Annotated in this window: 15 protein-coding genes and 1 pseudogene; 11 read left to right on the top strand and 5 right to left on the bottom strand. The window is 71.0% G+C overall.

Going from position 1 to position 19,186, the window contains the following annotated elements:
* Positions 1–36 precede the first annotated feature (36 nt).
* Positions 37–4,290, top strand: a complete 4,254-nt coding sequence (locus tag ACNFOC_RS13400) for a CHAT domain-containing tetratricopeptide repeat protein (RefSeq protein ID WP_416959337.1) — start codon at positions 37–39, stop codon at positions 4,288–4,290.
* 122 nt (positions 4,291–4,412) lie between these two features.
* Here the strand turns inward: ACNFOC_RS13400 and ACNFOC_RS13405 are convergent, their stop codons facing one another.
* Together ACNFOC_RS13405 and ACNFOC_RS13410 are read right to left on the bottom strand one after the other, a co-directional pair.
* Complete coding sequence (locus tag ACNFOC_RS13405; RefSeq protein WP_416959338.1) at positions 4,413–4,811, bottom strand: VOC family protein; 399 nt, start codon at positions 4,809–4,811, stop codon at positions 4,413–4,415.
* A 32-nt stretch (positions 4,812–4,843) separates the two neighbouring features.
* Positions 4,844–5,419, bottom strand: coding sequence for a TetR/AcrR family transcriptional regulator (locus ACNFOC_RS13410; RefSeq protein ID WP_416959339.1), 576 nt, complete (start codon positions 5,417–5,419; stop codon positions 4,844–4,846).
* Positions 5,420–5,526: 107 nt separating this feature from the next.
* On the opposite strand from ACNFOC_RS13410, the gene ACNFOC_RS13415 reads away from it, so the two are divergent.
* The 3 genes from ACNFOC_RS13415 to ACNFOC_RS13425 are packed head-to-tail and all read left to right on the top strand — an operon-like array spanning position 5,527 to position 9,051.
* Positions 5,527–7,068 (top strand): FAD-dependent monooxygenase, encoded by a 1,542-nt coding sequence (locus ACNFOC_RS13415; RefSeq protein ID WP_416959340.1) that lies wholly within the window; start codon positions 5,527–5,529, stop codon positions 7,066–7,068.
* A 32-nt stretch (positions 7,069–7,100) separates the two neighbouring features.
* Entirely contained in the window at positions 7,101–7,754 is a 654-nt protein-coding gene (locus ACNFOC_RS13420) for a CatB-related O-acetyltransferase (protein WP_416959341.1), read from the top strand.
* A gap of 16 nt (positions 7,755–7,770) precedes the next feature.
* Positions 7,771–9,051, top strand: a complete 1,281-nt coding sequence (locus ACNFOC_RS13425) for an erythromycin esterase family protein (RefSeq protein WP_416959342.1) — start codon at positions 7,771–7,773, stop codon at positions 9,049–9,051.
* A 71-nt stretch (positions 9,052–9,122) separates the two neighbouring features.
* Here ACNFOC_RS13425 and ACNFOC_RS13430 read toward each other — a convergent pair whose 3' ends face one another.
* The gene (locus ACNFOC_RS13430) at positions 9,123–9,815 is read right to left on the bottom strand and encodes a TetR/AcrR family transcriptional regulator (protein ID WP_416959343.1); all 693 of its coding nucleotides are present in this window, start codon (positions 9,813–9,815) and stop codon (positions 9,123–9,125) included.
* A 53-nt stretch (positions 9,816–9,868) separates the two neighbouring features.
* On the opposite strand from ACNFOC_RS13430, the gene ACNFOC_RS13435 reads away from it, so the two are divergent.
* Together ACNFOC_RS13435 and ACNFOC_RS13440 are read left to right on the top strand one after the other, a co-directional pair.
* Complete coding sequence (locus ACNFOC_RS13435; protein ID WP_416959344.1) at positions 9,869–10,993, top strand: FAD-dependent oxidoreductase; 1,125 nt, start codon at positions 9,869–9,871, stop codon at positions 10,991–10,993.
* A gap of 213 nt (positions 10,994–11,206) precedes the next feature.
* Positions 11,207–11,326: pseudogene (locus ACNFOC_RS13440) on the top strand (MerR family DNA-binding transcriptional regulator); the annotation flags it as partial.
* Between the two features lie 203 nt (positions 11,327–11,529).
* Here the strand turns inward: ACNFOC_RS13440 and ACNFOC_RS13445 are convergent.
* A complete protein-coding gene (locus tag ACNFOC_RS13445; protein WP_416959345.1) occupies positions 11,530–12,429 on the bottom strand; it encodes an NHL repeat-containing protein in 900 nt (299 codons plus the stop codon).
* Positions 12,430–12,884: 455 nt separating this feature from the next.
* Positions 12,885–13,361 (bottom strand): nuclear transport factor 2 family protein, encoded by a 477-nt coding sequence (locus tag ACNFOC_RS13450; protein ID WP_416959346.1) that lies wholly within the window; start codon positions 13,359–13,361, stop codon positions 12,885–12,887.
* Between the two features lie 189 nt (positions 13,362–13,550).
* On the opposite strand from ACNFOC_RS13450, the gene ACNFOC_RS13455 reads away from it, so the two are divergent.
* From ACNFOC_RS13455 to ACNFOC_RS13475, 5 genes are all read left to right on the top strand, one after another.
* Complete coding sequence (locus ACNFOC_RS13455) at positions 13,551–14,030, top strand: RrF2 family transcriptional regulator (RefSeq protein ID WP_416959347.1); 480 nt, start codon at positions 13,551–13,553, stop codon at positions 14,028–14,030.
* 131 nt (positions 14,031–14,161) lie between these two features.
* On the top strand, positions 14,162–15,586 hold the full coding sequence (locus ACNFOC_RS13460; RefSeq protein WP_416959348.1) for a M1 family metallopeptidase: 1,425 nt from the start codon (positions 14,162–14,164) through the stop codon (positions 15,584–15,586).
* A gap of 41 nt (positions 15,587–15,627) precedes the next feature.
* Positions 15,628–16,380 (top strand): L,D-transpeptidase family protein, encoded by a 753-nt coding sequence (locus ACNFOC_RS13465; RefSeq protein WP_416959349.1) that lies wholly within the window; start codon positions 15,628–15,630, stop codon positions 16,378–16,380.
* An 18-nt stretch (positions 16,381–16,398) separates the two neighbouring features.
* A complete protein-coding gene (locus ACNFOC_RS13470; RefSeq protein ID WP_416959350.1) occupies positions 16,399–17,097 on the top strand; it encodes a response regulator in 699 nt (232 codons plus the stop codon).
* Positions 17,094–18,920 carry a sensor histidine kinase gene (locus tag ACNFOC_RS13475; protein ID WP_416959351.1) on the top strand — a complete coding sequence of 609 codons (1,827 nt, stop codon included), beginning with the start codon at positions 17,094–17,096 and terminating at the stop codon, positions 18,918–18,920. The genes ACNFOC_RS13470 and ACNFOC_RS13475 overlap by 4 nt, the downstream gene beginning before the upstream one ends.
* The last annotated feature ends 266 nt before the right edge of the window (positions 18,921–19,186 follow it).

The raw sequence follows: 19,186 nt of genomic DNA on the forward strand, positions 1-19,186 counted from the left end.
CCTCCTTCCGCCAGTTGGCCGATAGTCTCATGGGTGATGTCCTCCTACCACCAGCCCGATCCGGAGCAGCTGAACCAGCAGGCGGTCGACCTGCTGAACCAGGCCACCAGGGCCGGTGACACGGCACAACTGGGCACCTGCGTCTCGTTGTTCGAGAGCATCGTCGCCCTGACACCGCACCACCATCCACGCCGTGCCACCCGCCTGTACAACCTCGCCGAATCCCATCGGGCGCTGTACGCGCTGACGGGGCAGGAATACGAAGCCGACCAGTCGATCGGCATCGGGCACCAGGCCGTGGCCGCCCTCCACTACGGCGACCCCAACTCCGCGCTGATCCTTGGCAACCTCAGCTGCACCCATCTCCTGCGGTTCCAGCGGGTCGGGCGGCCGGACGACCTGGACGGGGCCGTCGAGTTCGGGGAACGGGCCGTTGCCGTGACCGGCGCCAACCCGATCATCGCGTTTCACCTGACCACCCTCGGCACGGGCTATCTGCTGCGCTTCCAGAGAGCAGGGCATCTTTCGGATCTGGACCGTTCCATCTACAACGGTGAGCGGGTGATGGCTGTCGCCTCCGCCGATTCGCCTCACCGGACGGCAGCCTTGTCCGATCTCACTACGGGCTATCTGCTGCGCTTCCAGAGGACAGGGCATCTTTCGGATCTGGACCGTTCCATCTACAACGGTGAGCGGGTGGTGGCTGTCGCCTCGGCTGATTCGCCTCACCGGACGGCAGCCTTGTCCGATCTCGCCATGGGCTACCTGCTGCGCTTCAAGCGGACCGGGCAACCCTCGGATCTGGACCGTTCCATGGACAACGGGGAGCGGTTGATCGTTGTCGCCCCGGCCGATTTTCCCCACCGGTCGACGGCCTTGGCCAATCTCGCCACGGGCTACTTGCTGCGGTTCGAGCGGACCGGGCACATCTCGGACCTGGACCGTTCCAGCGGCAACGGTGAGCGGGCGATGGCCGTCACTCCCGCTGACTCCCCTCTCCGGCCGGCGATCCTGGCCGACCTCGCCATGGGATGCCTGCGGCGGTTCCAGGGAACCGGGCACGTCCTGGATCTGGACCGTGCCATCGACTTCGGTGAGCGGGCGATGGCTGTCATCGCCGTCGACTTCCCTCACCGGCTGGCCACCCTGACCAACCTCGCCACGTCCTACTGGGCACGGTTCGAGCGGACCGGGCACCTCTCGGACCTGGAGCGCGCCATCGGCTTCGGGGAACAGGCCATCGTCGACACCGGCAACCCGCACCGGACGACCGCCCTGTCCAACCTCGCCGCCGCCTACACCGACCGCTTCGCGCGGACGGGGAGCCTGGCCGACCTGGACCGGGCGATCGGCCACTACGAACAGGCGGTGGCCGCCGCCCTGGACAACGCTCCCGACAGTGCCACCTACATGTCCAACCTCGGCATGGCGTATCACGCGCGGTTCGAACGGCTGGGGGAGCAGGCCGACCTGGACCGGGCGATCGGCCACCTCGATCGTGCCGCTGCCGCGGTGCCCCGGGGGCACCGCGAGTTCGCGACGATCCTGTCCAACCTCGGCACCGTGTACCACACGCGGTTCGAACGGCTGGGGGACCAGGCCGACTTGGACCGGTCCGTCGTACATCACGAACAGGCTGTGGCCGCCACGCCCGACGACCACCCGGGTCTTGCCCATCGTCTGTCGAACCTGGGCACGGCGTACGGCGCGCGGTCCGACCGGAAAGGGGATCCCGTCGATCTGCACCGGGCCGTCGAGAGCCTGGAGCGCGCCGTCGCCGCCACACCGGCCGATCACCCCTTCCGCTCGATGGCCCTGTCCAACCTGGCGGGGACCGTGCGCGGGCGGTTCGACCGGCTGGGGGACGTGGCCGACCTGGACCGTGCCATCGCGTTGCACGGAGAGGCCGTGGCGGCCACGCCCGACGACCACCCGAACCTGGCGATGCGCCTGTCCAACCTCAGCGTCGCCCACTGGTCCCGGCTCTCGCGTACCGGAGACGTGTCCGACCTGGACGCGGCCATCGACGCCGCGAGACGCGCGGTGGCCGCCATGCCGGACGACCACCCGGACCGTGCGATGCTCCTGAACAATCTCGGCAACGCCCTCAAGCAACGGTTCGAGCACAGCGGCGGCCTTCAGGACCTGGAGCGTGCCGTCGCGCATCACGAAGAGGCCGTGGCCGCCACGCCCGACGACCATCCGAGCCGGGCCACATGGCTGTCCAACCTCGGAACCGCCTACCAGGCGCGGTTCCTCCGGAGAGGCGGCGCCGACGGCGACAACGCCATCGACCGCACGCTCCAGGCGCTCGCGGCCACACCCGCCGACCACCCCGACCGACCGCTGCGCCTCTACAACCTCGGACGGTCCTATCAGGCGCGGTACGAGCGCTCGGGTGATCCGGCCGACCTGGACCGCGCGGTCGACCTGGCGCGGGAGACAGCCGACGCCGTCCCCGTGGGCGATCCGCTCCGCGCGCAGCATCTGTTCAACCTCGGCAACACCCACCGGCTGCGGTTCCAGCGGACCGGCGACCCGAACGACCTCGACCGTGCCGTCGACGCCGCGGAAATGACCGTCGCGGCCACCCCCGCCGACCATCCCAGGCGAGCCACACGCATCTACTTCCTCGCGATCTGTCACACGAGGAGGTGGGACAGCGGCAGTAGCGTCGACCGGCCGCGGATCAGCCGGCTCGCGGAGGAGGCGCTCGCGGCCACGACGTCGCCCCCGTTCGACCGGCTCCGTGCCTGCTGGGCGGTCGGCCGGCTCGCCTACGTACTGGACGAACCGGACACCGCCCGGCTGCTGTTCGACACGGCGGTGGAGCTGCTGCCGCTGGTCGCGGCACGGGAGACCTCGGCGGCTGACCACGAGTACCGTCTCGGCGCGAACAGCGGACTGGTCGGCGAGACGATCGCCGTGCACTGTGCCCTCGACGATCCGGGCGGCGCGGTCCAGGCCGCCGAGCTGGGACGGTCGATCCTGCTGACGTCCCGGCTGGCGCTGCGGACGCCCCTCGGCGACCTCGAAGCCGAGCACCCGGTACTGGCCGGCCGGCTGAGCCGGGTCCGCGATGCCCTCAACACGCCGGACCCCCCGGCCATGGCCACGCCCGACGGTCAGGACGTCGACCATGTCGACCGGCGGAAACGGCTGTGGGCCGAGCACGACGCCGTACTGGCGGAGATCCGCCGACTGCCGGGCCTGGACCGGTTCCTGCTCCCGCTGAGGTGGACCCGGCTGCGGCCGACCGCCGCCGGTGAGGCGGTCGTGCTGCTCAACGCCGGCCGGCAGCGGTGCGACGCCATCGTCGTCACCGCCGACGGGCCCCTGCTGCCGGTGCCGCTGCCCGAACTGCGGCTGTCCGACGTCGAGGCGTGGGCCGCCGAGCTGACGGAAGCGACGCACGACGCCGGCTCGTTCACCGGCGAGCTGCGCTGCCAACGGGTGCTGACGGACCTGCTCGGCCGGCTGTGGGACACGACGGTCGCGCCGGTCCTCGACGCGATCGAGGACCGGCTCCGCCTGGCCGACGGAGTACTGCCCCGCGTGTGGTGGATGCCGACCGGACCGCTCGCGCTGCTGCCGCTGCACGCGGCCGGACATCCCGGTGGCGCCGGGGCGCTCGACCGGGTGATCTCGTCGTACACGCCCACCATGCGCACCCTGGCCCGTGCCCACGGGCGCCCGGCCGCGACGGCCCTGCGCCGGCTCACCGTCACCCTCGACCGGACCCCGGGTCTGCCGGACCTGCCGGCCACCGCCGCCGAGGCGGCGATCCTGCACGCCGCCCATCCCGACATGCCGCTGCTCACCAACGAGCAGGCCACCGCCCCCCAGGTGACCGGGGCGCTCCCCAGGGCGAGTTGGGCCCACTTCGCCTGCCACGCGGGCACCGACCCCGACACGCCGTCCGAGGGCGGGCTGCACCTCCACGACGGCGTGCTGTCCATCGCGGAGATCGGTCGCCTCGACCTTCACGAGGCCGAACTGGCATACCTGTCCGCGTGTTCCACCGGACACGTCGGCAGGCGGCACGCGGACGAGTCCATCCACCTCGCCTCCGCGTTCCAACTGGCGGGCTTCCGGCACGTCGTAGCGAGTCTCTGGCCACTGGACGACCACGTCGCGGCCGCCGCGGCCGACCACTTCTACCGGCTGATGCCGGACACACCGTCCGCGGACGACGCGGCGATCGTGCTCCACCGCGTCATCCGGCAGCTGCGCACCGAGCACTCCGACCGACCGCATCTGTGGGCTTCCCTGATCCACAGCGGGCCGTAGCCCGAACCGCCCCGAACTCAGCGCCCGCTACGAGGGATCCACCACAGCGCCGGTGAACACCGGGTCGCACGGCGGCCCGTCGGTGACCGGCGGCACGTCGAACCGGGCGGCAGGTACGCGTCCTAGCCCTGCAGCGGCGCCAGGGTGCGCACGACGTCGAACTCGTTGCCCTCCGGGTCGGCCATGACCACCCAGTTCCGGTCCGGGCCCTGGCCCACGTCCGTCGTGGTGGCGCCGAGGCCGAGCAGTCTGGTCACCTCGTCCTCGGTGCTGCCGTCGATCGGGCTGACGTCGAGGTGGAGCCGGTTCTTGACGGTCTTGTCCTCGGGCACCTGGATGAACTGCAGGGTGGGCGGCATCTGGCGGGCCCGGATGTCCTCGACGGTCGGTACCCAGGAGCCGATCTCGACCCTGCCCTCGCTCCGGTCGATCACCTTGAAGTCCAGAACCTCGCACCAGAAGGCCGCGAGCCTCTCCGGATCACGGCAGTCGACGACCAACTCGGTGAACCTGCTTGTCATGACTCTCCTGAACCTAGGTCGGGCGACGGGCTTTACGAGGGATTCCCCATGCCGGTGAAGAGGGCCTGGAGGACACGGTCCACGTATTCGTGGGTCAAGGGTTCCTGGGTGATCAGGAACTGGAAGTAGAGCGGGCCGGAGAGGATCGCCATGGCCAGGTTCAGGTCGAAGGCGGGGGACAACTGGCCCTGATCCTGGGCCTTCTTCAGCCGGGCGACGGTCATGGCGGTCTGCGGGGCGATGAAGCGCTCGTTGAGGGCGGCGGCGACCCGGGGGTCGTACTGGGCCTCGCCGACCAGGGCCTGGTACAGCGGGCCGAAGGGCGGGCCGGCCAGCAGGTCGACGGCCGCGTGGATCTGCGTGCGCAGATCGGCGACGATGTCGCCCGTGTCGGGGTAGTCCAGGTCCGACTTGTGCAGCGAGAGGAGGGAGTCCAGGAACAGGGCGCCCTTGGACGGCCACCTGCGGTAGATGGTGTGCTTGCCCGCGCCGGCCCGGGCGGCGATCGCTTCGATGCTGAGCTTGGCGTAGCCGATCTCCTGGCCCAGCTCCAGGGTGGTCCGCATGATGGCATCGGTCCGGCCGGCGCCTCGAAGGGGGTCCGTCATGCCGCCATCTTAACGGCACGGCACGTGCCGTTCTTGACGAAGTGCCGGTTCATGCACTCTCCTTTACGGCGCGGCATGGCACGTGCCGTGCCGACGGGGGAGGTTGCATGGATGTCGACGTGATCGTCGTGGGAGCCGGTCCGACCGGTCTGATGCTGGCGTGCGAGCTGCGCCTGGCCGGGGTGCGCCCGCTGGTGCTGGAGCGCCAGGCGCAACGCCGGGACACCCCGAAGGCGGGCGGCCTCGGCGGACGGATCCTGGAACTGCTGCGCCACCGCGGCCTGTTGGAGCGATGTGAGGCGGCTTGCACCGGTCCCGTGCCGGCGCCCCGGTTCCCGTTCGGCGGCGTCCACCTCGATCAGACCCGGCTCGCCGATCCTCCGCTGCACGCCCTGCCGCTGCCGCAACAGCGGCTCGAGGAAGTGCTCGCCGAACGCGCCGGTGAACTCGGTGCCGAGATCCGCCGCGGGCACCAGGTGGCCGGGGTCGTCCAGGACGAGGCAGCGGTGACCGCGGAGGTGCTCGGCCCGGACGGACCGTACCGGGTGACCGCCAGGTACCTGGCGGGCTGCGACGGCGCCCGCAGCCGGGTCCGCGACGCGGCGGGCATCGCCTTCCCCGGCACCACGTATCCGGAGGTCAACCGGCTGGCCCAGGTCACCTTTCCCGACACGGTGACCGTGCTGGGCAACGGGGATCTCGACGTCACAGGCTTTGGCACGGTCCCCGGAGGCTTCACACGAACCGGCCGCGGTCTCCTCGGAGTTGGCGCATCGCCCGACTCGCCCGTGGTCTCCCTCTACACCACCGAGGACGAGGCCGCCGAGTACGACGACGACACCCCGATGTCCCTGACCGAATTCCAGGACAGCCTCCGTCGCGTCCTGGGCGCGGAACTCCCCGTACGCGAGGCGATCCGGCTGTCGCGGTTCACCTTCAAGGCCCGGCAGGCCGAGCACTACCGAAAAGGGCGGATCCTGCTGGCCGGTGACGCCGCGCATCTGTTCCCTGCGACCGGCGTGGCGATCAACGCCGGCATGCTCGACGCGGTCAACCTGGCCTGGAAGCTGGCCGCCGACATCCACGGCCGGGCCCCCGACGGTCTGCTGGACACCTACCACGACGAACGGCACCTCGCCGGTGCGCGCACCATGCTGCACACCCGGGCCCAGGTGGCGCTGCGGCGCGGCACCGACCCGGCCGCCGAGGCACTCCGCGAGGTCTTCCAGGAACTGCTCGCCGACGAGCAGCCGCAGCGCCGCTTGGGAGCGCTCATCGCCGGCACCGACATCCGCTACCCGATGCCCGGATCATCCCGTCACCACCCGCTGTCCGGAGCGTTCGTCCCCGACCTCACCCTGCACGGCGACCAGGGAACGACCGGCGTCAGCGAGCTCCTGCACACCGCGCGGCCCATCCTCCTCGACCTGGCCGACCGCGAGGATCTCCGCCGGGCGGCCGGAGACTGGCGCTCCCGCGTCGACGTCCGCACCGCCAAGACCGACGACCGCCCCGCCGACGCCCTCCTGATTCGCCCCGACGCGCACATCGCCTGGGCCGCGGCCGCCGACGAGTCCCCCGCCGACGCCGTGCCGGCACTGCGCGAGGCGCTCACCCGCTGGTTCGGCGCCCCCGAGAACCACGCCTGACGTCCCCGCCCTCAGGAAGGAAGCGATCACAGATGCCGCCGGTGCCCGCCGACCCGACCCTGCTGCACCCGATGCCGGACCAGCCTCGGGTCGTACTCCTCAGACCACTGGTGACCTCACCGCTGATCGAGGTCGGGGAGTTCACCTACTACGACGACCCCGACGACCCGACGGCCTTCGAGACCCGCAACGTCCTCTACCACTACGGCCCCGAGAAGCTCGTCATCGGGAAGTTCTGCGCGCTGGGCGAGGGCGTGCGGTTCATCATGAACGGCGCCAACCACCGGATGGACGGCCCCTCGACGTTCCCCTTCCCGATCATGGGCGGTTCCTGGGCCGAGCACTTCGACCTCATCACCGGCCTGCCCGGACGGGGCGACACCACGGTGGGCAACGACGTCTGGTTCGGCTACGGGACCACGGTGATGCCCGGCGTCCGCATCGGCCACGGAGCGATCATCGCCTCCGGCTCCGTCGTCGTCGACGACGTCCCCGACTACGGCATCGTCGGCGGCAACCCCGCGCGGCTGCTCCGTCGCCGCTACGACGACGCCGACGTCGAGAGCCTCCTCGCGCTGGCCTGGTGGGACTGGCCGCTGCCGCACCTGACCGAACATCTCCGCACGGTCATGTCCGGCACCGTCGACGACCTGGAGGCCGTAGCGCCCGGCCCCTCCCCGCACTGAGAATCGAGCCGTCCGCATGCTCCGTTCGTCCCCCGGGACCCCGTTCACCGACTGGCTTCGCGAACACGCCGTCCCGCTCACCCACCTCGACCCCGAGGAGCTCCTCGACGACCTGACACCGCTGAGCGGCCTCATCGCAGGCGCGCGCGTCGTCGCGATCGGCGAACACTCCCACTTCATCGACGAGTTCGCGCTGCTGCGCCGCCGCGTCCTGCGGTTCCTCGTCGAACGCTGCGGCTTCACCGTCCTGGCCTTCGAGTACGGCTTCAGCGAAGGCTTTCCTCTGGACGCCTGGGCCCGGGGGGAGGGGACCGAGGAGGACCTGGCGGCGCACCTCGCCACGGCGATACCGGTGGGTCTCACCGAGCCTCTGCAATGGGTCCGCCGACACAACCGCACCGCCGCCGCAGCACCGGTGCGCTTCGCCGGGGTCGACATCCCGGCGGCGGGCGGTTCCCTGCTGCCCGCCCTCGCTCCGGTCGCCGACTACCTGCGGAGCGTCGACCCCGAGGCCGTGCCGATGGCCGAGACGGCGATGCGGATCGGCGCATCGTTCGCCGGGGGCTCCGCGGCGGTGGCCGCCCCCGCCTGGGCACGGCTGCCCGCCGCCGAACAGGACGCCCTCACCGCGATCCTCGCGCGCCTGCTCATCCGGTTCCGTGCGCTCGAACCGCTCTACGCCACCCGCGGCGACCGGCACGACTACGACCTCGCCCTGCACCGCCTCGAAGGCGCCTGCCATGCCGATCACACCTTCCGCGCCATGGCCGGACTGTTCGCGGGGGACGGCCTCACCGCCGACACCTCGGCCCGCGACGCCTACATGGCCCGATCGGTCCGCCGGCACCTGGAACGCCTCGGTCCCGGCACCCGTATCGTCCTGGTCGCCCACAACGCCCACATCCAGACGACGCCCATCTCCTTCGACGGGCACCTCACGGGACTCCCCATGGGACAGCAACTGCGACGCGCGCTCGGCGACGACTACTTCGCCCTCGGCCTGACCAGCATCGCCGGACACACCGCGGACATGCGGCGCGACGAGACGGCACCCTTCGGTTTCACCCTCGCCGACACGCCGCTGGACCCGCCCGAACCCGGGAGCATCGAAGCAGCCTTCGCCGACGCCGGCCTCGGACTCGGCATCGCCGATCTCCGCGGGGCCCGCACGGAGGCTTCCGAGGGCCCCGACCGCATCCGGCTCCAGGGCACGTACGTGCACACGCCTGTCGTCGACGCTTTCGACGCCGTCCTGACGACCCCTGCGTCCACCGTCACCAAGGACCTCCGGATCTGATGACCGGACGTGCAGGGCGGTGGACACCGCGCCCGTCCCCGGCCTCGCTCACCCTCGGCGAGAACTGAGCGTCACGCCGACGGCCGGGTGAGTTTGGCGGCGACGGCGTCGAGGACCCAGTCCAGGCCGGTCGCGAAGGAGGTCTCGGCGTCCACGTCCGTGCCGTCGTGCACGGCCCTGGCCAGCGCAGGGAAGCGGCCCGTGGCCAACATCCTTGTCACGTGCGGGCCGTGGGCGCGCTGCCAGTCGCGCTTGGACAGGCCCGTGGCGCGCTCGGCCCGCAGGTTCGCGATCTCGCGCCTGATCGCGCCGGTGGAGTAGGCGCTGACGGTCTCCACGGCGCGCATGACGGTGTCGATGTCGGTGTGGCCGTCGAGGGCGGCCAGCGTGCTCTCGGTCACGGCGAGGCCGTTCGGTCCCAGGGCCGGGCGGCCGCCGAGCAGGTCGGCCAGCCATTCGTGGCGGAGAACGGCCTGCCTGGTGCGGTGGGCGAGGCCACACAGCGCCTCCCGCCAGTCACCGGCCGGTTCCTCGGGGAGGATCTCGGCCTGGACCTCGTCCACCATGAGGTCGAACAGCTCCTCCTTGGTGGCGATGTATCCGTACAGCCGCATCGGGCCGGCGTTCAGCCGGGCGGCGACCTTGCGCAACGACACCGCCGCCAGCCCGCCCTCGTCGGCCAGCGTGACGGCAGCGGCGACGATCCGCTCCCGGTCGAGCGGAACGGGGCGATTCGGCGGCTCAGGCCGGTCCCACACAGTCATGATCACACCGTACCGTTGCGATACAACGTAGTGGACCAATACAGTGTATCGACATGAGACATCGCATCGCTGTGATCGGGGGCGGCCCGGGAGGCCTTACCTTCGCCCATGTCCTGCACCGCCATGGCCACCCCGTCGCCGTCCTCGAACGCGATCCCGGCCCCGAGGCCCGCCCGCCGGGCGGCACGCTGGACCTGCACGAAGGGCTCGGCCAACTCGCGCTGGACAAGGCGGGGCTGCTGGCGGAGTTCCGGGCGCTGTCCCGTCCCGAGGGGCAGGCCATGCGCATCCTGGACACGGACGGGACCGTCCTGCGCGACTGGCGACCACATCCGGACGAGCGGGCCAATCCCGAGATCGACCGCGGGCAACTCCGTGACCTGCTGCTCGGCCCTCTCGACGTCCAGTGGGGGCGGGGCGTGACGCAGGTGGTGCCGGGGACCCGGGACGGCGCACGGGTCCATTTCGCGGACGGGCGACAGGAGACGTTCGACCTCGTCGTCGGCGCGGACGGCGCCTGGTCCCGGGTCCGCCCCGCGGTCTCGCCGGTGACACCGCACTACACCGGCGTCACCTCGGTCGAGACCTCCCTCGACGACGTCGACACCCGCCACCCCGACCTTGCCCGGCTGATCGGCGACGGTTCCGTGGCGGCGTACGGCGTGAACCGCTCCCTCGTCGCCCAGCGCAACAGCGGCGGCCACGTCAAGGTGTACGCCAAGTTCCGCGCGCCGCTGGACTGGCACACGAACCTGGACCGTGCCGACGACGAGGCCGTGCGATCGAGCCTGCTGGCCCTGTTCGACGGCTGGGCCGCTCCCGTCCTCGACCTCCTCCGCCACGGCACCGCGTTCGTCCACCGTCCCCTCTACGTCCTGCCCGTGTCCCACACCTGGGCCCACGTCCCCGGGGTGACGCTGCTGGGCGACGCCGCCCATCTGATGCCTCCCTTGGGGGCGGGCGCGAACCTCGCGATGCTGGAGGGCGCCGAACTCGCCGAGTCCATCGCCACCGGCCCTGAAGATCTGGACGAGGCGGTCCGCGCCTTCGAGGTGGAGATGTGGGCACGGGCCGGCAAGTGGGCGCAGATCACGACGGCCGGTCTGGAACGCCTCGTGAGCACGGACCCCGCCGAAGCCGTCGCCCTCTTCGACGAAGTCCAGCCGCTGGGGAAGTAGAGCCCCGCACGGTTCGCTACCGGCCCGCCCCCGTACGGTCGTTGGAGAGGTGCGCCCGTCGCTGCGTGGACGCCGCCGGCCGCTGTTGCTGAACCCGGGTTCTCGGCGGTTCCATGCCTGTCGCCGCATCCTTGGTCTCATCCGTGGACACGAAGGGCTCCCGCGCGGTGGAATCAAGCGGCTGTGACGCACGGCACGCAGGGTGAGAACACCGTGGGCATCGGCGAGTTGGCCGCGCGCACCGGGCTGCCGGTGAAGACCATCCGCTACTACTCCGGCATCGGGCCGCTGCCCGAGAGTGGACGCAGCCGAGGCGGCCACCGCGGATACGCCGCGGACGCGCTGCCCCGAGCCGGAACGGCTTCGCCGCCTCGCACTGCTCGCCGAGGTGGGCAAGCTCGACGAAGCCCACGACCGTCTGGTCCGGTAACACGAAAGGGTGCCGGGCTGGGAGAAAACCCGCCGCGCACCCTTCCGCGATCACCGTCCGGTGTTCCGGATCACCGGGCGGACCATCGGGCGAGGCGCCTACCGCCTCATCGTGACGTCAGGCCGGCGATCCGCCACAGGCCGTCGCCGCCGCTGCCGGTGGTGTACGCGTCGCCGGACGCCGCCAGCGAGAAGCTGAAGGCGTTGATGCCGAGGAGGTTGGTGACGTGGGACTGCACCCCGGTGGCGGCGTTCACCCGCTTCACCTCGTCGCCGACCATGAAGTAGACCAGGCCGTCGCCGCCGACCGAGATCGACGTGGGTTCGTAGGCCTCACTGGCCAGCACACGCGTCGTACCCGTGGCCACGTTCGTCTGCAGAATGCGGCCTTGGCCCATGTCCGCGGTGTAGGCGAGTCCCGCCTTGTCGAACGCGAGGCCGTAGGAGAAGCCGAGCCCCGTGGCCACCACGTGCGCTGTCCCGCCGTCCGGGACGGCGACGATCTCTCCGTTGCCGTCGGTGACGTAGGTGGTGGTGCCGAAGCGGGCCACGCCGAAGAGCGAGGGCAGTCCGGCGGCCAGGGTACGGCGGCTGCCCGTGGCGAGGTTGACCTGCTGAAGGGTGCCGCCGAAGTTGGTGATGTACGCGTTGCCGTCGGCGACGGCCACGCCCCGGAGGTTGCCCAGCCCGGTGGTGACCGTGTCGAGCGCTCCGGTGGCCAGGTCGAGCTTGAGCAGATCGCCTCCCGAGTACGCCAGATACACCGCGCCGGCGTTGTCGGGGGCGATGGCGACCGGGGAGCCGGCCGCCGGCGCGATCCGCACGCAGTCCGTGGACGGGCACTTGACGTCACCCGTCGCGGCAACTGCCGGAGCGGCGAGGGTCATTGTCGCGCCCGACGCCAGCAACGCGCCGAGGGCCAGCGTCACGCCCAGCGCGCGCCCGCGTCGGGCGAGCGAGCGGGCGGGGCGGTCGAGGGGGAGTCGCGTCGCGGTTCCAGATCTCATCATTGAGTCCATCCGTTCCTGTCCGTCGACGATGGGTGCGCCCACGGGATCGCCGCGGGCGCCGCACTGGCTACGTACGGGGATGCGGAGAGGTTCACCGAGGAGGGCCCGGACTTCCAGGGCGGGCGGTGCCTCGCCCCGGGAGTACTGCTGGCGTGCGGCGAACTGCCGGGTGGCGCCCCCTCGTTCAGGTCCGCGAGACGACGACGGCGACGGCGACGGACTGTCCGTCTGTCCGTCCGGTGACGAGGAGGCGACCAGTCCAACTGCCCCATCGGGGAACCGCGCACCGGAACGTCGAAGTGCGAGCCGGCACGCGTCAGTTGGCCCCGCGCCCTTGAGCAGCGGGACGCCCGCCGCGCCCAACAGCGTTCCCACTCGGGTTCGGTTCGGTAACCCCCTCCGCAGCTCGCTGTACGGGTGTCCGGGAGGGCCCGCAGCGTGTCGCCGGGAGTTCAGAAGACGTACGGAATGTCGTGGACCACGTCTTGGTGCCGGATGCGCCACACGCCGTCGGTCCGGCGGAAGGTGAAGCGGTAGTACCCGGACTCGATCGGCTTGATGGTGCCCTGGGCGCCGAACGTGCCGGCGGGCCAGCCGCCCTCGGGCTTCCTGGTTCCGATGACGTCGAAGGTGATGAACTGGGTGTCGATGCCGGCCTCGTCGCCGTCGACGGAGACCACGTGGTCGTAGGTCGTGTGGTGGCTCCAGCCGAGGGGCGGGTGCGGTGCCATGGCCGTGGACATGGCCGCCGCGATCTGCGCTCCTCCGGAGAGCTTGCCCAGCAACTCCGTTCCCTCGGGCCCGCGGTGGTAGTGGATCTCGACGACCGCGTCGGCCTCGTAGAGCTGTGCCAGTTCCTCGCCGTCGCGCCTGTCCGCGGCCCGGGTGTACCGGGAGACGATCTGCCTGATCTCGGTCTCGGTGCTCATGGCGTTCTCCGGTTCTCGCTGTGGTGCCCGTCGATGTCCGGGCTCGTGCGGCAGACGGGCGACTTGGCCGGCCACAATCTGCATGTGTGAAAAGTACATATGCGTCGACGGAAGTGCAACTGTAAGAGTTGCTAATATGGCGTCGTCGGGAGACAGCCGGACCGAGCGGCCTACGAAAGGGGTACGACCATGCTGGACGTGCGGTTCTCCAGTGCGCTGAAGGCCATGCTCCTGCTGGGTCATGCCGAGGAGGAGGGCAGTCCCGTGCTCAGCTCCACCCAGCTCGCCAGGAGTCTGGACACGAACCCGAGCCTGGTGCGCAAGCTGATGGTCCCGCTGGTGCAGGACGGTCTCGTCACGTCCATCAAGGGCCGCAGCGGAGGCGTCCGCCTCGGCCGGCCCGCGGAGCAGATCACGCTGGAGCAGATCTACCGCTCGTCCCTCGGCGACAAGCCGTTGTGGGCCCCCCGGCCGGAGGGACCCCGTGAGTGCCTGGTCACCAACCACTCCGCCGAGTACTTCCGCAGGCTCACCGACGAGACCGAGGCGGCCGTCCTGCACGCACTGGCGGACCGCACCCTCGCCGACAGCCTCGACGAACTGCGCGCCATCGACCGGGCCGGTGGTACACCCGCTCCGGAACGACCGCTCCTCGCGCCCAGCCACTAGCTGTTCAACAAGTTTCACGTTGCCGGCCACTGGCCGCTCAACAAGTTTGCTTTAACAAGAGGGAGTCCGAGGGAGACGTCGGCCTAGTCTCTGAGGCGGATGATCAACCCCCCTCACCCGTAGGAGCGCATGTGACGCCACCCCGGCAGCAGTCCACAAGACGCACCGCTGTCCTCCGCCGCAGCGCAGTCGTGGCCACCGTCCCCGTCGCCCTCGCGGCCCTGCTGGCGGCCGCCGCACCCGCAGGCGCCACGACGACCGGGTCGGCCGGCGCGGGAGACCCGTACTTCCCGCTCTCCGGCAACGGCGGCTACCACGTCGCCCACTACGACCTGACGCTCCGCTACGACCCGACGAGTCGCCGGCTCGACGGCAAGGCGGTCCTCACCGCCCGCGCCACCGAGAAGCTCACCCGCTTCGACCTCGACCTCAAGGGCCTCAAGGTCACCGGCCTCACCGTCGACCACGCCAAGGCGGACTTCCGCCGCGACGGGCAGGAACTCGTCGTCACCCCGCGCCGGGCCGTGCGCAAGGGGCAGCGGTTCCAGGTCACCGTCACCTACGACGGCATCCCCCAGCAGGTCACCGACCCGGACGGCTCGGCCGACGGCTGGATCGCCACCGACGACGGCGCTTTCGTGGCGGGCGAACCGCAGGGCGCGATGACATGGTTCCCGGCGAACAGCCACCCCAAGGACAAGTCGTCGTACGACTTCACGATCACGGTCCCGCAGGGGCGCACCGCGGTCGCCAACGGCGTTCTCCTCGGGCAGAAGACCACGCACGGGAAGACCACGTTCCGCTGGCACGCGCCGGAGCCGATGGCCGCCTATCTCGCCACGGCGACGGTCGGGAAGTTCAAGGTCGAGCAGTACACCACCCGCGACGGCGTCAAGGTGTACAACGCCGTCGACCCGCGTGAAGCCACCGCCGCCGCGCCCGTGTTGAAGCAACTGCCCTCCGTCCTGGAGTGGGAGAGCAAGCTGTTCGGCCCGTACCCGTTCCGCTCGGCCGGGTCGATCGTCGACCACGCCCCGGACGTCGGGTACGCGCTGGAGACGCAGGGCCGGCCGCTCTACGACTCGGCGCCCGACCTCAGCACCCTCGTGCACGAGAACGCCCACCAGTGGTTCGGGGACTCCGTGTCGCTGACCTCCTGGAAGGACATCTGGCTCAACGAGGGTTTCGCGACCTACGCGGAGTGGCTCTACAGCGAGCAGCACGGCGGCAAGACCGCCCAGCAGAACTTCGACGCCCTGTACGCCCGCAAGGCGACCGACGGCCTGTGGGAGTTCCCGCCCGGCGACCCGGGCAGCGGCGCCAACATCTTCGGCACGCCGGTCTACGCCCGCGGAACCATGGCCCTGCACGAACTGCGCCTGGCCGTCGGCGACAAGACCTTCTTCACGATCCTGCGCGCCTGGGCGAGCGGACACCGCTACGGGCACGGAACCACCGCACAGTTCATCAGCCTGGCGGAGCAGAAATCGGGCACAAGCCTGGATGCCCTCTTCCACACCTGGCTCTACACGAAAGGCAAGCCGACCCAGCCGTAGGAACTGACGAGTTCCTCACATGTGTCGGTCATCGTCGACTCATGATCACTCGTATTCCCTCGGTCGCACTGGTCGCCGCATCCGTTCTCCTCACGGGATGCGGCGGCGGTGCGCTGGCGGCGACGGACCACACGTCCGCCCCCACTGCCGCCTCCTCGTCCGCGCCGTCGCCCTCGCCCTCGTCGGAGATATCCGCCGAGGCGGCACCCCGCCAACTCCCGGGCGTGGGGCCCAAGATGCTGGCCCGAATACCGGCGACCACCGAACAGGTCGTCCTGGTGACCGGCCGGGCCGCGAACTCGCCCCTCTCCACCCTGGCCCTGTACGAGCGCACCGACGACGGCTGGGAGCAGACCGCCAGCTGGGCCGCGCACAACGCGCTCAAGGGCTGGTCCAGCCACCACATGGCCGGTGACCTGCACTCACCGATCGGTGTCTATTCGCTCACCGACGCGGGCGGACTGCTCAAGGACCCCGGCACCAAGCTGTCGTACGACCGGGGGACGGGCTTCGTCTCGCCCGGCACCGGCTTCGAGGGCGAACCCCTCGCAGGGTCCTTCGACTACGTGATCGCCATCAACTACAACCGGCAGCCCGGCACTTCGCCCCTCGACTGGACCCGCCCCCTCGGCTCCTCGCGCGGCGGCGGCATCTGGATCCACGTCGACCACGGCGGCCCCACCCACGGCTGCGTCAGCATCGCCGAGGACCACATGAAGGAACTCCTGCGCACCCTGGACCCGGCCCGGCACCCCGTCGTCGTCATGGGCGACGCAGCCGCCCTCGACCACTGACCGCCTAGGATCCGCCAGGTGTGCGCACATGTGCTGGTCGCCGAGGACGACGAGATGCAGGCCGAGCTGATACGACGCTCCCTGCTGACGGAAGGGCACACCGCGACCGTGGTCCACGACGGGGCCGCCGCCATCGCGGCGGCCCGGGAACTGAGACCCGACCTCGTGGTGCTCGACCTCATGCTGCCCGTGATCGACGGCTTCGGGGTGTGCCGGGTCCTGCGCGGCGATGACGACATCCCCGTCCTGATGCTCACCGCCCGCTCCACCGAGGACGACGTCCTGCTCGGCCTGGAACTCGGCGCCGACGACTACATGACCAAGCCGTACAGTCCGCGTGAGCTGATGGCCCGCATCCGCACGGTCCTGCGGCGCAGCGGCCGGACCACCGACGACCGGCAGGAGGACACCGTCGTACGGGCGGCGGGGCTGTCCGTCGACGCGGTACGGCACGAGGTGCGCTGCGACGGGGTGCCCGTCGACTGCACACCGGCCGAGTTCGAGATCCTCCTCGCCATGACCGCCGAACCCGAACGGGTCTTCTCCCGGCGGCAGTTGCTCCAGTACACCCGGGGCCTCGACCGGGCGTCCACGGAACGCGCCGTCGACGTCCACATCATGAACCTGCGCAGGAAGATCGAGGCCGACCCGCGCCGGCCGGTCCGGCTGCTGACCGTGTTCGGCGTCGGCTACAAGCTGCGCGGCGGGCGCGCGTGAGGCCCCGGATACCGCTGCGCAAACGGCTGTTGGTCCGGCTGCTCGTCGCCACCGTGCTGATCGCGCTCTGCTCGGTCGGCGCGACGGCCTGGCTGGCGGTGCAGACCACCACCCGGGCCATCCGGGAGGAACAGGGACAGGACCTCGCGGACGACATGCGCATCCTCGCGCAGCTCAGCGGATACGCCGCGACGCACCCCGAGTGGAAGGGCGTCGAACCCTCCCTCCGCGCCCTGTCGAAGAAGATGGGCCGCCGCATCGCCCTCACGACCACCGACCGCGTCCTCATCGCCGACTCCGCACCGCACGGCACCTCCCTGCCGCCCCGCGCCGCCGCGAACGTCGACCCCCTGCACACCGACACGTACACGGAACCCGGCGCCCAGCTCAGCGGCCTCGACCCCCGGGTCGTCGGACCGTACCGGGTGACCGCGAAGGAGCGGGTCCGGCTGGCGGGGCTGGCGAAGGACCGCCAGGCGTGCTTCAAACAGAACGGCATCGACACGACCATCACGATGACGCCGAGCGGGCGTCCCGTGCTCACCGACGCGGACGGCAACGACGCCAACGGCTACGTGCCCGAGCAGTGCGCCGACGGGAAGCTCAACACCCCGACCGCCACCGAGGGCAAGGCGTTGAAGAGCCTGATCGTCAGCGCCCAGCCCTGCCTGTCGCGGGAGGGCGTGAGCTTCAAGGTCCCCTACTTCGGCGTCGACGTCTTCGACAAGAACCTCGGCTCCCGCTACGTCACGGGCGCGTACAACAAGCTGGGCGACGCGGCCGACATACGCAAGGCGGAGGCCTGCACCGACAGCGCCCGCCGCGCCCAACTCGCCCCCTACGTCGCGCCGGTGGCCGAACTCTTCCTGGGCGGCGGCGACACCACCGCCCCCCGCTTCGACGTCTCCCCGGCGAACAAGGCCAAGGTCGTCGGCGCGGCGGCGGCCGTCCTGGCGCTCACGGTCCTGGTGACGGCGGTCGTCGCCACGCGGCTCGTACGACCCCTGCGCGCGCTGACCGAGGCGGCCCGGCAGCCGCCGGAGCTGCACGTCCGGGTGCCGGTGCGGACCCGGGACGAGACCGGCCTCCTGGCCGAGGCGTTCAACGACCTCACCGAACGCCGGGAACGCATGGAGGCCCAGCGCAAGGCGATGGTCAGCGACATCGCCCATGAACTGCGCAGCCCCCTCACCAACATCCGCGGCTGGCTGGAGGTCACCCGGGACGGCTTCGTCGAACCCGACCCGGCCCTGCTCGGCTCCCTGCACGAGGAGGCGATGGTCCTCCAGCGGGTCATCGACGACCTCCAGGACCTCGCCGCCGCCGACGCCGGCACCCTGCGCCTGCACCGCGAACCCGTGCGCGTCGAGGACCTCGTCGACCAGGTCGTCGCCGCGTACCGCGTCTCCGCCGACACGGCCGGGGTCGCCCTGACCGGCAAGACGGACAACTCCCTCTGGCTGGAGGCGGATCCGGTCCGCATGCGCCAGGTGCTCGGCAACCTCGTGTCCAACGCCCTGCGGCACACGCCCACCGACGGCACCGTCACCGTGACCGCGTGGCGCGACGGCGACGACATCGTCCTGACGGTCACCGACACCGGCGCCGGCATCGCGCCCGAGAACCTCGCGCACGTCTTCGAACGCTTCTGGCGCGCCGACCAGTCCCGTAGCCGCCGCACCGGTGGCAGCGGCCTGGGCCTGTCCATCGTCCGCGACCTGGTCGCCGCCCACGACGGCACGGTCGAGGCGGCGAGCGAACCCGGCGCCGGTTCCGTGTTCACGCTACGGCTGCCCAACTCCGCGGCACCGGAAGGGGATTAGCGGCTGCTCGACCCACGTCCACCGGGCGGGAGTCGGCGGCTGCTCGACTCGCGTCAGCTGGGCGGGAATTGGCGGCCGCCCATCTCGCGGCCGTGGGACGGGGATGGGTGGCCGATCAACTCTCGTCCACCGGACGGGGATTGGTGCCCGTCCAACTCCCCGCCACTGGGCGGGGATCGGCGACGCCTCGCCTCCAGGCCGCCGCCCGACGGCGGCTGATGCCCCCTCAATTCCCCACCGCCCCCGGCGATCGAGCGCGATCACTG

This window comes from Streptomyces colwelliae, from assembly GCF_048158785.1.
GTDB lineage: Bacteria > Actinomycetota > Actinomycetes > Streptomycetales > Streptomycetaceae > Streptomyces.